12 protein-coding genes are annotated in these 14,537 nt (G+C 66.9%); 9 read left to right on the forward strand and 3 right to left on the reverse strand.

Going from position 1 to position 14,537, the window contains the following annotated elements:
* Positions 1-25 precede the first annotated feature (25 nt).
* Together AB4Y63_RS07430 and AB4Y63_RS07435 are read left to right on the forward strand one after the other, a co-directional pair.
* Positions 26-1,117 (forward strand): NAD(P)H-dependent glycerol-3-phosphate dehydrogenase, encoded by a 1,092-nt coding sequence (locus tag AB4Y63_RS07430; protein ID WP_441790477.1) that lies wholly within the window; start codon positions 26-28, stop codon positions 1,115-1,117.
* A complete protein-coding gene (locus AB4Y63_RS07435) occupies positions 1,020-2,120 on the forward strand; it encodes a D-alanine--D-alanine ligase family protein (RefSeq protein ID WP_441790412.1) in 1,101 nt (366 codons plus the stop codon). The genes AB4Y63_RS07430 and AB4Y63_RS07435 overlap by 98 nt, the downstream gene beginning before the upstream one ends.
* Positions 2,121-2,194: 74 nt before the next feature.
* Here the strand turns inward: AB4Y63_RS07435 and AB4Y63_RS07440 are convergent, their stop codons facing one another.
* Entirely contained in the window at positions 2,195-2,722 is a 528-nt protein-coding gene (locus AB4Y63_RS07440) for a DUF3515 domain-containing protein (RefSeq protein WP_441790413.1), read from the reverse strand.
* 24 nt (positions 2,723-2,746) lie between these two features.
* On the opposite strand from AB4Y63_RS07440, the gene thiL reads away from it, so the two are divergent.
* Positions 2,747-3,772 carry a thiamine-phosphate kinase gene (gene thiL, locus AB4Y63_RS07445; protein ID WP_441790414.1) on the forward strand — a complete coding sequence of 342 codons (1,026 nt, stop codon included), beginning with the start codon at positions 2,747-2,749 and terminating at the stop codon, positions 3,770-3,772.
* 142 nt (positions 3,773-3,914) lie between these two features.
* Here thiL and rsmD read toward each other — a convergent pair whose 3' ends face one another.
* Entirely contained in the window at positions 3,915-4,493 is a 579-nt protein-coding gene (gene rsmD, locus AB4Y63_RS07450) for a 16S rRNA (guanine(966)-N(2))-methyltransferase RsmD (RefSeq protein ID WP_441790415.1), read from the reverse strand.
* A 129-nt stretch (positions 4,494-4,622) separates the two neighbouring features.
* On the opposite strand from rsmD, the gene AB4Y63_RS07455 reads away from it, so the two are divergent.
* A complete protein-coding gene (locus AB4Y63_RS07455) occupies positions 4,623-6,800 on the forward strand; it encodes an ATP-dependent DNA helicase RecG (protein ID WP_441790478.1) in 2,178 nt (725 codons plus the stop codon).
* A gap of 47 nt (positions 6,801-6,847) precedes the next feature.
* Here the strand turns inward: AB4Y63_RS07455 and AB4Y63_RS07460 are convergent, their stop codons facing one another.
* The gene (locus AB4Y63_RS07460; RefSeq protein ID WP_441790416.1) at positions 6,848-7,783 is read right to left on the reverse strand and encodes a TetR/AcrR family transcriptional regulator C-terminal domain-containing protein; all 936 of its coding nucleotides are present in this window, start codon (positions 7,781-7,783) and stop codon (positions 6,848-6,850) included.
* A 76-nt stretch (positions 7,784-7,859) separates the two neighbouring features.
* On the opposite strand from AB4Y63_RS07460, the gene AB4Y63_RS07465 reads away from it, so the two are divergent.
* The 5 genes from AB4Y63_RS07465 (at position 7,860) to AB4Y63_RS07485 (ending at position 14,532) form a co-directional block, all read left to right on the forward strand.
* A complete protein-coding gene (locus AB4Y63_RS07465; protein WP_441790417.1) occupies positions 7,860-9,050 on the forward strand; it encodes an FAD-dependent monooxygenase in 1,191 nt (396 codons plus the stop codon).
* Between the two features lie 175 nt (positions 9,051-9,225).
* On the forward strand, positions 9,226-9,714 hold the full coding sequence (gene coaD / locus AB4Y63_RS07470; protein WP_441790418.1) for a pantetheine-phosphate adenylyltransferase: 489 nt from the start codon (positions 9,226-9,228) through the stop codon (positions 9,712-9,714).
* 119 nt (positions 9,715-9,833) lie between these two features.
* Positions 9,834-10,835, forward strand: a complete 1,002-nt coding sequence (locus tag AB4Y63_RS07475) for an AAA family ATPase (RefSeq protein ID WP_441790479.1) — start codon at positions 9,834-9,836, stop codon at positions 10,833-10,835.
* A gap of 80 nt (positions 10,836-10,915) precedes the next feature.
* A complete protein-coding gene (locus AB4Y63_RS07480; protein WP_441790419.1) occupies positions 10,916-12,181 on the forward strand; it encodes a DUF58 domain-containing protein in 1,266 nt (421 codons plus the stop codon).
* Positions 12,178-14,532 carry a transglutaminase family protein gene (locus tag AB4Y63_RS07485; protein ID WP_441790420.1) on the forward strand — a complete coding sequence of 785 codons (2,355 nt, stop codon included), beginning with the start codon at positions 12,178-12,180 and terminating at the stop codon, positions 14,530-14,532. The genes AB4Y63_RS07480 and AB4Y63_RS07485 overlap by 4 nt, the downstream gene beginning before the upstream one ends.
* Positions 14,533-14,537: the final 5 nt, after the last annotated feature.

Here is a 14,537-nt window from a genome sequence, read left to right on the forward strand (position 1 = left end):
GGTTCAGCCTGCCCCCCGCGTTGCTGTGCTCGGAGCCGGGAGTTGGGGAACGACGTTCGCCAAAATCCTGGCCGACGGTGGCGCCGACGTCATGCTCTGGGCGCGCCGCCCTGAGCTCGCCAAGGAAATCGCCGAGGGGCGCCGCAACAGCGACTACCTGCCGGGCATCAACTTGCCGGTCGGGTTGCGCGCCACGTCACGACTCGATCTGGCCCTCGCCGGTGCCCAGCAGGTGTTCGTCTCGGTTCCCAGCCAGTCGCTGCGCGAGAACCTGATCGCCGCCGAGCCGTATCTCGAGCCCAACGCGATCATCGTCTCCCTGATGAAGGGCGTCGAGCGCTCGACCGGCCTCCGCATGAGCGAGGTCATCGAGCAAGTGCTGCCGATTGATCCGTCGCGTATCGCCGCGATCTCCGGGCCGAACCTGGCGCTTGAAATTGCCAAGGAGCAGCCGACGGCCGCCGTTGTCTCGTCAAGCAGCCTGGAGACGGCGCAGGCCGTCGCGATGCTCGCGAACACCCGCTACTTCCGTTCCTATGTGAACACGGATGTCATCGGCACTGAGTTCGGCGGCGTCCTGAAGAACCTCATCGCCGTGGCCATCGGCATCGTCGACGGTGTCGGCTACGGCGAGAACACCAAGGCCTCGATCATCACGCGCGGACTCGTCGAAATGACCGACTTCGCCGTCGCCTACGGCGCTCACCCCGAAACACTCGCCGGTCTGGCCGGACTCGGCGACCTGATCGCCACCTGTCAGTCGCCGCTGTCGCGCAACAACACGGCGGGACGCCTCCTCGGCCAGGGCTACAGCATCAATGATGTGACCAAGCAGATGCAGCAGACCACTGAGGGTCTCGCATCCGTCGGCCCGATTCTGGAACTTGCGCGCGCCAAGGGCGTCGAAATGCCTATTGTCGAGCAGGTGCGCCAGGTACTTGCCGGAACATTGAACCCGAGGGACATCGCGCCCCACCTGACCACCGACTCTGGGGAACCGCAGGGCGAAAGGACGATTGATGACGGACAAGCTCACGGTAGCGCTGCTCTTTGGGGGTCGCTCAAGCGAACATTCGATCAGCTGCGCCACAGCCGGCGGGGTATTGGCGGCAATTGACCGCGACCGCTACACGGTCATCCCGATCGGGATCACGCGCGACGGCGCGTTCATCCTCGAGGCAGACGACCCCACCAAGTTTGCGCTGAACCCGGCAGCGATGCCGGAGGTCGTCGACAACGGCACCCGAGTGATCTGGCCGGACAGCGCGGGCAACACGACGTTGCGTGTGACGGATGGCGGCGAAACGCGTGACCTGGGTGACGTCGACCTGGTCTTTCCGATCGTTCACGGGCCCTTCGGCGAAGACGGCACCCTGCAGGGGATGCTCGAGTTGATCGGTCTGCCCTACGTGGGTTCCGGCGTGCTCGCCTCGGCGCTCGGCATGGACAAGCACTTCACCAAGACGGTGCTGATGCAGGCGGGGGTACCGGTGGCGCCGTGGCGCACGATCACTGCTGACGCGCACGCGGCCGACTCCACGCTGGCAGAGCAGGCGCTGACCGAACTCGGTCTTCCCGCGTTCGTGAAACCGGCCCGCGCCGGGTCGAGTGTCGGCGTGAGCAAGGTGTCGACTCCGAATCAGCTGGCCGAGGCGTTGGCGACGGCGTTCGCCGAAGACCACAAGGTGCTTATCGAATCGGGCCTGGTCGGGCGCGAAATCGAGGTCGCCGTGCTGCAGGACCGACCGGGAACGCCCACCCGGGCATCCGTCGCCGGTGAGGTCATCGTCAGCGGTCGCGACTTCTACGACTTCGCCGCCAAGTATGAGGGGGCGGCCGGTATCGACCTGGTCTGCCCGGCCGATCTCTCCGCTGCGGAGCTGGCCGAGATGCAGGCGCTGGCGATTCGCGCGTTCGACGCGATCGGCGGCGCGGGGCTCGCCCGTGTCGACTTCTTCTTGACCGCCGACGGCTGGGTCGTCAACGAGCTCAACACGATGCCGGGCTTCACGCCGATCTCGATGTTCCCCACGTGCTGGTTGGCCAGCGGCTTCACCTACCCGCAGCTGATCGATGAGCTGATCGAGGTGGCGCTCGCGCGGGTCGGGCACGGATCGTAGCCTTCGACCCGATTCATCACAGGTACGTCAACAGCCCCCGATCACGGATCGGGGGCTGTTGACGTTGACGGGTGCTACGGGGTCGGCGCGTCTGAGGGGAGCGTCACGTCATCGGCGCCGAGGCACGCTCCAGTGGCCGGGATGACGCTGACGGCGTTGGTGAGGTCGGCCAGCACGGTTGACCCGGCGACGGCCTTCGAGTCGACGACCACCTCGACGGCGGGTTCACGTCCATAGGTCGTGAACCGGTAGAGCGGGGCGTCGGCATCGTCTTCAATCCAGTCGACGCCGTTGATACTCACACACGGCAGAGTCGTCGGCCCGGGAACGTCCACACCGCAGTGCAGCAGAATCGCCGAAGCGCCGGGTTCCCCCCACGCGCCGGTCGCCTGCGCATTGGTCTCGAGTTCTGCCTTGTCGGCGACGGAGATGGGCAGATGAACGACGACATCGGCACATTTCGCGTTCGTCGCGTCGGGAGCCGGCTGCATCGGAACGGCCGCGGCACAGCCAGAGAGCAGCAGGGCGCCGACGAAGAGAACGGGGGCCGCGAGTGCGGCAGGGCGGAGTGCGGCGTGGCGCGCGCGGAATCGGAGAGTCATCCCTTTCAGGCTACCGTTTCAGATATGACGAATGCTGCGAGCACCCCTCCTTCGCCGAGATCGGCCAGTGCCGACACGCTGACCCTGGCCGACCTGAGCGAGGGCGAAGTGCTTGCGCGCATTTTTCCACGTCTGCCGCACGCCGACGCCGAACTGCTCGGCCCCGGCGACGATGCGGCGGTGATCGCCGCCCCGGACGGGCGCTTCGTCGTGACCACCGACATGATGATCCACGGTCCTGACTTTCGGCTGGCCTGGTCGACGCCGAACGACCTCGGCTGGAAGGCTGCGGCCACCAACCTCTCGGATGTCGCGGCCATGGGTGCGACACCGTCGGCGCTCGTCGTGGCCATCGCGGCGCCCCCGCACACACCGATCAGCGTGATCGAGGGCATCGCCGACGGACTGCGAGCCTGCTGCGAAGCCCTGTCCCCGGGCTGTGGGGTCGTTGGAGGCGACCTGTCGGCGTCGGACACCCTCACCCTGGCCGTGACGGCATTCGGCGATCTGGGCGGGCGCGCCCCGGTTCTGCGCTCGGGCGCGCGTCCCGGCGATGTCGTGGCGATCGCCGGTCGCCTGGGCGCCGCGGCGGCCGGTCTCGAACTGCTGTTTCGGCACGGTGTCGACGAGGCGGGCAACCCGGATGCCGCGCGTGCGGCCGAACTGAAGCTCGCGCATCCCGAGGCCCTCAACGCCCAGCTTCGCCCCGAACCGCCCGTCGTGCTCGGCCCGGTCGCCGCGATCGGCGGGGCCACGGCGATGCTGGATGTCTCCGACGGGCTCGCCATCGACGCCGGACGGATCGCCCGTGCGAGCGGCGTCGGCATCGATTTCGACTCATCGACGCTGGGGGAGCGCATCGAGGTCTCGCTCGGCGGCGGCGAAGACCACGGTCTGCTCGCGACGTTCCCCGCCGACGTGCCGCTGCCCACCGGATTTCGGGCGATCGGGATCGTCACGGCGAAGGTGGGATCGATTCTCGTCGATGGTGCCCCGCACGACCAGAATGGCTGGGACCCCTACCGTGGTTGGAACGGTGCGGTCGGCTAATCCCTCGCGCCGAGTTTGACACTTGCGGTCGAAACACCCTGGCGTGCCGGGGTACTTCGACCGGAACGGTCAAACTCGGCGACGTGTGATGGGCGGATGCGCACGGTCAGATGGTGAGGTCAGGCGTGAGCCAGTCAGCAGATCAGGCGTCGGGGAGGGCCGGCTCCACGTACCAGACGATCGTCTCGCCGTAGGCCTTGCGACGCGAGGGCACGAGGCCGGTGCCCCACACGGGCTCGGGCGAGCGCGAGCCACGCTCCAGAACCACGAGGGCGTCCTCGGAGAGCAGGGGAGCCAGCGCCGCTAGGTTCTGGGTCAGCTCGGCCTCGTCGAGGTCGTAGGGCGGGTCGATGAAGACCAGGTCGAACTCGCCGGTGGCCGAGTTCAGGAAGGCCTGCACCGACTGACCGGTTGTCGAAATCTTGGGGGCGTCGCGTGAGGGGGCCATCCGCAACACGGCCTCGGTGTTCTTGCGGCACATTGCGGCGGCGCTCGAGGCCTTCTCGACGAGCACGACAGAACGTGCTCCGCGACTGGCGGCTTCGAGGCCCAGGCCGCCGGAGCCGGCGTAGAGGTCGAGCACGCGGGTGTGGCTGATGGCGTCGCGCGCGTCGAGCGCCGAGAAGATCGCTTCGCGCACACGGTCGCTGGTGGGGCGGGTGCCGGTCTTCGGAACGGCCAAGGTCAGGGAGCCGGCGAAACCGGCGACAATTCGAGTCATCTCTCTTTGAGCCTATCGGCAGAGCGAGGTGGGGAATGAAAAGATAGGGGGGTGACTGACGCTGCGCCGATTCTGCCCAACCCGTCGGCCGAGCCTTCGGCGCACGCCTCCGGACCCGCCAAGCCGCTGATCTATGACGCCACCCTCGACACCAAGATCTCGGCCGTCGTCGGCGGTCGCACGGCCCAGGCACTGGCCAAGGCGTTCGACATGGAAACCGTCGGTGACCTGCTCAGCCACTACCCGCGTCGCTACGCCCGTCGCGGCGAGCTGACTGCGCTCGACGAGCTGCCGCGCGGCGAGAGCGTCACGATCGTTGCCGAGGTGCTGTCGGTCAATCTCCGGGAGATGAAGTCCAAGCGCGGGTCCATCGTCGAGGTCAAGATTTCCGACGGCAACGGCATTCTCACGTTGACTTTCTTCAACCAGAAGTGGCGCGCCGAAGCGCTGCGCCGCGGCATGCGCGGCATCTTCGCCGGCAAGGTGACGGACTACAAGGGCGCTCTCCAACTGGCGCACCCCGACTACGAACTCTTCACCGACGACGCCGAGGCACCTCCGCGCGACAGTGATGCACAACGGCGCTGGGTCGAGGCGCCGATTCCGATCTACCCGGCCACCTCGACAGTGGCCAGCTGGCAGATCGCGAAGACCGTGGCGTTGGTGCTGGACGCCTTGGGCCCGCTGCCCGACCCGCTGCCCGGTGCCCTGCGCACCGAACGCTCACTGCTCACTCAGCGCGACGCCCTCGAGAAGATCCATCGCCCGGCAACGGATGCCGACTGGCGCGGGGCCAGAGACACGCTCAAGTTCACCGAGGCGTTCGTTCTGCAGTGCGCGCTCGTACTGCAGCACAATGCGGCCCGCGGGCGGGCGACGCGGCCTCGCGTGCCGACGCCCGGCGGTTTTCTCGATCACTTCGACGCCACCCTTCCGTTCGAGTTGACCGGCGACCAGCGCCAGGTGGGCGGCGAAATTGCCCGCGACCTGGCCGAGAGCGGTCCGATGAACCGTCTCGTGCAAGGTGAGGTGGGTTCGGGAAAGACGGTCGTCGCGCTGCGCGCCATGCTCGCGGTCGCCGATTCCGGCGGACAATCCGCCCTTCTTGCGCCGACCGAGGTGCTCGCGGCACAACATCTTCGCTCGATCGTGCGCATGCTCGGACCCGACCGCGCGGCCGAGCTCATGCCGACTCTGCTCACCGGAGCGCTTCCGGCCGCCGACCGCAAGAAGGCGCTGCTGCGTACGGTGTCCGGCCAGGCGCGCATTGTCATCGGCACCCACGCGTTGCTCAGCGACACGGTTCACTTCTTCGACCTCGGCCTCGTCGTCGTCGACGAACAGCACAGATTCGGGGTCGAACAGCGTGAGGCCCTGCGTTTGAAGGGCGCCCAGCCGCCGCACGTGCTCGTGTTGACGGCCACTCCGATCCCGCGCACCATTGCGATGACCGTGTTCGGCGACCTGGATGTCAGCACCATCGCCGAACTCCCGGCCGGGCGCCAAGGGATCGAGAGCTTCGTCGTACCACTCGCCGAAAAACCCGCCTGGTCGATGCGCGTCTGGACGCGGCTCGCCGAAGAGCTCGCACAGGGTCGCCAGGCCTTCGTCGTCTGTTCCGCAATTTCGCCCAAGCTACGGGAGCCGGGGGAGGAGACCCTGCCGGCCGGTGAGGGCGACGACGTGAAGACGCCGCCGGTCACCGTCGAGGGGTTGCTCGCCGAGTTGCGCGCCAAGACTGAGCTCGCCAGCGCACGGATCGAGCCGCTGCACGGTCGGATGTCGAGCGACGAGAAAGACATGACGATGCGTGCGTTCGCCGCGGGTGACATCGACATCCTCGTGGCGACGACGGTGATTGAGGTCGGCGTCGACGTGCCCAATGCGTCGGCGATGGTCGTGATGGATGCCGATCGCTTCGGCGTCTCTCAGTTGCACCAGTTGCGGGGACGGGTGGGGCGAGGCGAGATCCCGGGGCTCTGCCTGCTCGTGACCACCGCGTCGGCCGACTCCCTCGCCCGGGAGCGCGTCGATGCCGTCGCATCCACTCTCGACGGCTTCGAACTGGCCCAGGCCGACCTCTCGCTGCGGAGGGAAGGTGACGTTTTGGGTGGCGAGCAGTCAGGTGGCAAGTCGTCGTTGCGGCTGCTTCGCGTCGCCACGGATGGCGAGCTGATCACCCAGGCCCGTGCCCACGCACACGAACTCATCGGGGACGATCCCGATCTGTCGAGCATCCCGCCCCTGGCCGCAGCGGTGCGCCGCCGGCTCGATGAGTCTGAGCGCTCCTGGCTCCGCAAGGGCTGAGTCGCGTCTCAGCCCGTCGTGCTCTCCGACGGGGGAGCGACGAACGATCAGGCTTCCCCGGGGGCCAGGGGCTTCTTTGCGCTGGGGGTCGTGTTGTCGACGACAGGCGTACGGGCGAGCCAGCCTTCGATTCCGTCGAGCAATCGCTGGAGCCCGAATTCGAACAAGGCGTTCAGGTCAAGGTCGAAGTCGTCTGATCGCACCAGGGAGGCGAGCAGCGGGAGGTCTTGCGGCGATACCATCGCCGCGATGTCTGGGGATCGTGTCGTCATGTATTCGTCGGCTGTGAGACCCGTGTCTTGCTGTTGCTCGGCCTCGGAGGCGATGTCGATCGCCATCCCCTTGACGTGACTGAAGACGATGACGCTGATGTACATCATCAACTCCATGCTCAACTCAAGCGGAGCGAGTGCTCGCAAACACCATTCCGTATAACGGAATCCATTCGGCACGAGCTGTGGTCTCGTGATTGACATCACGCCGGCGAGCCACGGATGCCGCAGAAAGCCCGCCCACTGCAACCGGGCGGAGACCTCCAGATCGGCACGCCAGTCCGAGTCCGACGGGGGTGGGAAGGAATCCTCCCCGAGCACCGTATCGATCATGAGCAGGACGAGGCCGTCCTTGCTTTCGACATACCGGTACAGCGACATCGTCGAGGTGCCAAGCTCGGCGGCGATGCGTCGCATCGAGATCGCATCGATGCCTTCCGCATCCGCCATCATGATGGCGGCCGCCACGACCCTTTCGGTCGACAGGTGTGCCGGCGACGGGGCGGCCGGCGATGCGACCACGCTCCCAATGCCCGGCGTCGACACGATGAGCCCCTGCAGTTGCAGCTGCGCAAGCGCCTTCGTGGCGGTGGCAATTGCGACGCCCCACTCCTTGGTGATCCCGCGCGCCGAAGGGACTCGATCGCCGGGGCCCAGAATTCCCGACACGATCCGCTTGGCGATCTCCGCCGCAATGCTCTGAGAAGTCACACGCACCGTACTAGTACACCACCCTCACAACTAGAACACTTGTACGGCGTACATTGCTTGTACTACCGTTCGAGCTATGAACGAATACAGTGTACTCATTTCAGGTGCAGGGATCGCAGGGCCCGCCCTCGCGCATTGGCTGCACCGGCAGGGCATTCGGTCCACGATCGTCGAGCAAGCGCCCGATCTTCGACTCGGCGGACAGGCCGTCGACCTCCGTGGTCTCGGCGAGGTGGTCGCGCAGCGTATGGGAATCATGCCGCGCGTTCGAGAACGCATCGTGCACGAGAAGGGGCTGCGCTACATCGACAGAACCGGCAGGGAGCTCGCCACGATGCCCGCTGATCTGTTCGTCGGCGACGGCAGTCCGGTGACCGAGATCGAGATCATGAAAGGCGACCTCACGGAGATCCTTCACGACCTCGTCGAGGAGCACACCGAGATCATCTTCGGCGACCGCATCACGGCGCTGTCGGACGGTGTCGACGGCGTCGCCGTCACCTTCCTCAGCGGGCTCACACGCACCTTTGACCTCGTCGTGGGAGCCGATGGGATCCACTCGGGTGTGCGATCGCTCGCCTTCGGTCCGGAGTCCCAGTTCGTGGTCCACCTCGGCGCCTACCTCGGCTACTGCACGGTCTGGGATGCCGGACCACTCGACTCGTGGTTCGACATGTACAACGAGCCCGGCAGGATGCTCGCCCTTCGGCCGGAGCGAGGCGGCACCGCCAAGGCCATGCTCGCCTTTGCCGACACCGGAGTGGACGTCGATCGGCGCGACGTCGCCAGCCAGAAGCGTCTTCTGCACGAGGTCTTCGCGGGCATGGGCTGGCGATCTGAGGAGCTGCTCGCGGCGGCCGATGCGGATGACGACTTTCACCTCGACACAGTCAGCCAGGTGCATATGGAGGGCTGGTCCTGCGGCCGGGTCGCGCTGCTCGGAGATGCGGGCTACTGCGGCTCGCCGCTCACGGGCATGGGCACGAGCTTGGCCCTGGTCGGCGCGTACGTGCTGGCCGGTGAGCTGGGCCGTGCACAGGGGGATCACGCCGCGGCCTTCTCGCGCTACGAGAAGGTCATGCGGCCGTATGTCGCCGCGTCCCACACGCTGCCCCCGGGCGGCGTCAACGGCTTCCTTCCGAAGGGGCGCTTCATGCTCCGGATGCGGGTGCTCTCGGCGCGGATGATGCACCACTGGCCGATGCGCCAGCTCGTCGCTCGACTGCTCGACAAGTCCGACGCGATCGCCCTCCCCGAATACGGCTGAGAGGCAGCACCGGGGCCGGAACCCGGTGCGCTGATTTCGAGTGCCACCGGGCAGGGCGAGCAGGGCGGGCGGTCGCGAGTTCATCGCATCCGCCCGCTTCTGTGCGGACACGCTCAAGCTTGGAGGTTGCCTCTGAACGAAGCGGTGGATTACCGGTGGCGCTAGTGTGATCCCTATGCACAGGATCGCCGTCGTCCCTGGTTCTTTCGACCCCGTCACCCTCGGGCACCTTGATGTGATCGGACGGGCCGCCGGCCTCTTCGATGAGCTTCACGTTCTCGTTGTGCACAACCCCGGCAAGTCGGCGCTGCTGCCGATCACCCAGCGGGTCTCCCTGCTGGAGGAGGCGATCGCCGAGGCTGAGCTGCCCGGCAACATCGTCGTCGCCTCCTGGAGCGTCGGTCTGCTGGTCGACTACTGCCAGGAAGTCGGCGCGAGTGTTCTCGTCAAAGGCATCCGCTCGCAGGTTGATGTGGCCTACGAAACCCCGATGGCCATCGTCAACCGCAACCTGGCATCGGTGGAGACGATCTTTCTGTTGCCCGACCCGGCCCACGCCCACGTCTCAAGTTCCCTCGTGCGTCAGGTCGCCTCGCTCGGCGGTGACATCGCCCCCTATGTGCCGTCGAATGTCGCCCGCTACCTGCAGCAGGTGCGCGTGTGAACCCGGGCTCGCTTCCCGTCTCGACCGACCAGGGAGTCGGCCGGGACGTCGCTGTTTCTGTCGAGGATGCGGCGGTGCGCGGCGCGCAGGGAGGGGAACCGGCCGGGAGCACACACGGGGTGAGTTCCTCCCGGCTCGCTGATGGCTCGATCCCGGCCGTCGCTGAGATCCAGACGGCTGCGGCCCGCATCATCCGCAACGTCGAAAAGGTCATCGATGGCAAGTCGGCCGCGGTGCATACGGCGCTGACGGTGCTGCTGGCCGGCGGTCACCTCCTGATCGAAGATGTGCCGGGTGTCGGAAAGACAATGCTGGCCAAAGCCTTGGCCGCCTCCGTGGACTGCAGCGTCAGTCGCATCCAGTTCACCCCCGATCTGCTTCCCTCCGACGTCACGGGCGTCTCGATGTTCAATCAGGCCGAGCGGCGGTTCGAGTTCAAGCGCGGCGCGGTGTTCGCCAACATCGTTATCGGCGACGAGATCAACCGGGCAAGCCCGAAGACGCAGTCGGCTCTGCTCGAATGCATGGAAGAGCGCCAGGTCACCATCGATGGTGTCACCTACCCGCTGGGGAGCCCCTTTACTGTCGTCGCCACCCAGAACCCGATCGAGATGGAAGGCACCTACGCGCTGCCCGAAGCACAACGTGACCGGTTCATGGCCCGGATTTCGATGGGCTACCCCGACACCTCGTCGGAGCTGGCCATGCTCGATTCCCGTGACACCACGAGCCCGCTGTCTGAGATCGGAGCGGTCGTGTCGGTCGAGGAGTTGAAAGCGATGATGGTGGGCGCCCGCAACGTTTTTGCCTCCAGCGCAGTCAAGGAATACGTGGTGGCGGTCGTACGCGCCACGCGGGATGATCGTGACCTCCGGCTGGGGGCGAGCCCGCGCGCCACTCTCCAACTGATCAGAGCGGCAAAGGCCCAGGCCGCCCTGCATGGGAGGGACTACGTTCTGCCCGACGACATCGACTCCCTGGCCGTCGCGGTGCTCGGGCACCGTCTCATGCCGACCAGCCGGGCCGTCGGCCACCATCGCCAAGACAGCGCGCCGATCATCGAGGAGATCGTGCTGCGAATCCTTGCGGCGACACCTGTTCCGGTGAGTGTCGCGCGCTGACGACAATGTCCCCACGACGGCGACCGGCGGTTCCGGTCTGGTTTCCGCGGCTGACTTTGCGCGGCAGAGTCTTTCTCATCGTGGCTGCCGCAATTCTGGCCGTCGCCTATCTGCTCGGACGTCAGGACCTGCTCTTCATTGGGAGCGTGCTCGTTTTTGTTCCCGTCGTCGCGGCGGTCGTGGTCGGATTACGGCCGGTGCGGGTGCAGATCACTCGCGTGTTTCGGCCGCCCGTCGTCGCTGCGGGGTCGTCGGCGTCGGTGTCGGTGCGGCTGCAGAATCTGTCGGCGGGTCCCCTCAACGGCATCCGTTGGACAGAGCTCACGTCCGCAGGGCTGCTCGGGCCGGATTCTGCCGTGCTCCCGGGACTCCAGGGGGTGCTGGGCGGCGCGCCGCACCGGCCGCAGACCGTCACCGTCGACTACACCCTCACCCCCGACGAGCGGGGCGTCTACGACGTCGGTCCACTCGTGCTCACCCGGTTTGACCCGTTCGGCTTGGCGTTCTCGCAACGGCCCTGCGGGTCGGCCAACGACCTGGTCGTGACGCCGCGCGTCGCGTGGCTTCCGGGCAGCGGGCTGTCTGTCGTCGGCGGCGACGGAGCAAACCACGAGCTGCAACGCCACCATAATCCGCACGCGGATGAACTCATCGCGCGGGAGTATCGCCCGGGGGATCCGATGCGGCGGGTCAATTGGCCGGCAACGGCCAGGCGCGGCGAGATCATGGTGCGACAAGAGGAACAACGCAGCAACCCGTCGGTGCGGATCGTGCTCGACACGACGGAGGCCGCCAACTCCTCCCGCGATTTCGATGTGATGAACCCCGGCGATTCCGCCTTCGAGCTGAGCATCGAGTTCGTTGCCTCGATCGGTGTGCATCTGCTGGAGGCAGGCTACCGCCTCGAGGTCATTGAACTCGGACAGAGTCAGTTGCGCGCCGACGGGCCCGGCAGTGATGCGGCAGCCCTCCACGGCGATGTACCCGCGACCTACACCGGTCTGCACGGCGATCGTGTCCTGCTCGAGGGTCTGGCCGGAATTGTTCCGGTCGCCGCGCCGGTCGATGGTTCTCCCGCGGGCCCGCGGCGCACAGAATCGTCGGCAGATCGGGGATTCGAACCGACCTTCGCCATTCTGTCGGCGGTCGACGATCAGGATGTCCACACCCTCGACGTTCTGCGCGTGCATGCCGACCCCGCCGTTGCCTTCGTGCTCGACACCGTGTCAGAAGAGATGATCGATCGGTTGGCCGACTCCGGCTGGCTCTGCGTGGCCGTGCATCGCGAAGAAGACTTCGGTCGGGCCTGGGAGCAGGCGATGAGTGTGCGCAAGGTCGAGAAATGATCCCGGTGCAAGCACCTCCCGGTTCTCCGGCCGTCGTGCGGCCTCCGGAGGCCACCGAAGAATCTGCGCGCGAACGAGCCGCACGCGGCAGGAAGCGGCGGGTACCCGACGCCCAGTGGCCAATCGTTGCAGCCCTGCTGGTTCTCTTCGCGGTCAGTTGCGGAGCCCTCGGCGCGATCCTCGACGGCACCGGATGGTGGCTGCCGATGGTGGTCACCGCCGCAGTGGTTCTCGGCGCCGGGGGACTCCTCCGCGCGCGCGGACTCGGCCCCCGACTGACCGTGCTCGCGGAGGTCGGCGTCTTCGTGATGCTCATCACCTTGTTCTTCGGTCGAGGCAGTGGTCTGCTCTGGCTGATTCCGACGACGGCGACGATTGACCGGCTGGACGCCCTGGTCGGGGAGGGCATCGATTCGATCTATGTGCAGAACGTTCCGGCAGACGTCGATGCCGGCATTATGTTCTTGCTCATCGTCGGGGCCGGACTCCTCGCGATTCTGATGGATGCCTGCGCAATCGCCTGGCGGGCCCCCGCGTTGGCGGGGGTGCCGATGTTGATTCCGCTGGCTGCGCCCGGCCTGCTCATCGATGGTGGAGCGTCTGTGGTGGCGTTGATGCTGGCCGCCGCCGCCTTCCTGGCCCTGCTCATGGTCGATCAGCGAGTGCGACGGCGCGTGGAGCAGTGGCGCGTCGGCGGTTCGCTTGTCGTCGGCGGAATCGGAATTGTTGCCGCGCTGATGCTCAGCATCGTCTTCCCGCCGGTCGGGGCGGGCCCGCTGGTGGGAAACGGAACCGGCGGGCTGTTGTTCGGTTCCGGGGTCAGCCCCCTGGTCGACATCGGCAAAGACCTGCGCCGACCCGATCCGAGCCCCGTACTTCACTACACGACGACGGCCACGACCCTTCCGTACTTCAAACTGCTGACCCTGGACCGTTTCGTCGGAACCACCTGGACGTCCGGGTCTCCTCCGGGGCGCACCGGCCTCTCCATCGACGAGATCACCCGGCCCCCCGGGCTCGGCCCAGATGTCAAGACGTCGGAGTCGAGGACCGAGGTTGACATCGACGGGGTGGCGACGACCTGGCTTCCGGCGYCGTCGCCCGCTGTTGCGGTCGATGGTTTGAACGGCCGATGGTTCTGGAACGACTCGGCAGAGGTGATCACCAGTTCGAACAGCACCACCAGGGGCCAGCGGTACACCGTCACGGCGCTGCAACTCGAGCCGACAGCTGAACAGCTGCGCGCCGCGAGCACAAGCTATCCCGAGGACATCCTCGGCTCGCTCGACGTGCCGTCGCCGCGGCCCGCCATCATCGATGAGACCGCACAGAGCGTGACAGCAGGCGCGACGACCACCTACGACTCCGCTGTGGCCCTGCAGGACTATTTACGGAGCTACCGATTCAGCTACGACACCAAGGCTCCCGTCGTGAATGGCGCCGAAAGTGGGGGAGTCCAGGTCATCGGTGCCTTCCTGGAATCGAAGACCGGATACTGCGTGCACTTCGCCTCGGCGATGGCCATCATGGCTCGCACGCTCGGCATCCCGGCCCGGGTGGCCGTTGGCTACCTTCCGGGATCCCGCGAATCCAACGCCGGGGCGTCGGCCGGCACGTACACCGTCGACTCGCACGACCTGCATGCGTGGCCGGAACTGTATTTCGTCGGAATCGGCTGGGTTCCGTTTGAGCCGACGCCGAGCCGCGGAACCGTGCCCGCCTACGCCAGGCCCAATCAGCCGGCACCCGCCGGGAGCACGCAGAGCCCCGCGGCGCCGTCGTCGATTCCGCGCCCGACCGACAAGCCAGGGCAGGGCCAGAGCACGGCAATTCCTGCTGAAGCCGCTCAGGCGCAGACGATCGACACGGTGGGGAAGGTGACCGGCGCGGTGTTCGCCGTGCTGCTGCTGCTGCTTGTGCCGCTGGTCGTCCGCCAGCTGCGCCGCGCCCGCCGCCGCGCTCTGATCAGATCCGGCGACGCGAATGCCGGTGTGGCCTGGTTGGAACTCACCGACACCGCACGGGATCACCGCATCGGCGTGTACAGCACGGAATCCCCGCGAGCTTTCGCGGCGCGACTGGCCGACATGCCGGCGATGACCGGTGCCGAGGAGCGAGCCGCGCTGGAGCGACTGCTCGTCGAGGAGGAGCGGGAACGATACGATCGCCGCCCTCGCGGGGACGATCGAACAAGCGGTGTCGAACGAGAACACGACGTTCTGCTCGTGGTCGGCGCACTTCACTCCGGCGCCTCACGCTTCACCCGTCTTCTCGCGACGCTGCTGCCGGCTTCGCTTCTCCCGCAGGGCCGAGGCGCTGCCCGCCCTGACCCGAGCAAGCTCCCATCTTGAGAAGC

Origin of the sequence: Leifsonia sp. YAF41 (genome assembly GCF_052113185.1) — a bacterium.
GTDB lineage: Bacteria > Actinomycetota > Actinomycetes > Actinomycetales > Microbacteriaceae > Cryobacterium.

Bases quoted from the DNA above. Each gene is read 5' to 3' on its own strand.
- AB4Y63_RS07440 (WP_441790413.1), bottom strand. From the start codon at position 2,722: ATGACTCTCCGATTCCGCGCGCGCCACGCCGCACTCCGCCCTGCCGCA.
- thiL (WP_441790414.1), top strand. From the start codon at position 2,747: ATGACGAATGCTGCGAGCACCCCTCCTTCGCCGAGATCGGCCAGTGCC.
- rsmD (WP_441790415.1), bottom strand. From the start codon at position 4,493: ATGACTCGAATTGTCGCCGGTTTCGCCGGCTCCCTGACCTTGGCCGTT.
- AB4Y63_RS07465 (WP_441790417.1), top strand. From the start codon at position 7,860: ATGAACGAATACAGTGTACTCATTTCAGGTGCAGGGATCGCAGGGCCC.
- coaD (WP_441790418.1), top strand. From the start codon at position 9,226: ATGCACAGGATCGCCGTCGTCCCTGGTTCTTTCGACCCCGTCACCCTC.
- AB4Y63_RS07435 (WP_441790412.1), top strand. From the start codon at position 1,020: ATGACGGACAAGCTCACGGTAGCGCTGCTCTTTGGGGGTCGCTCAAGC.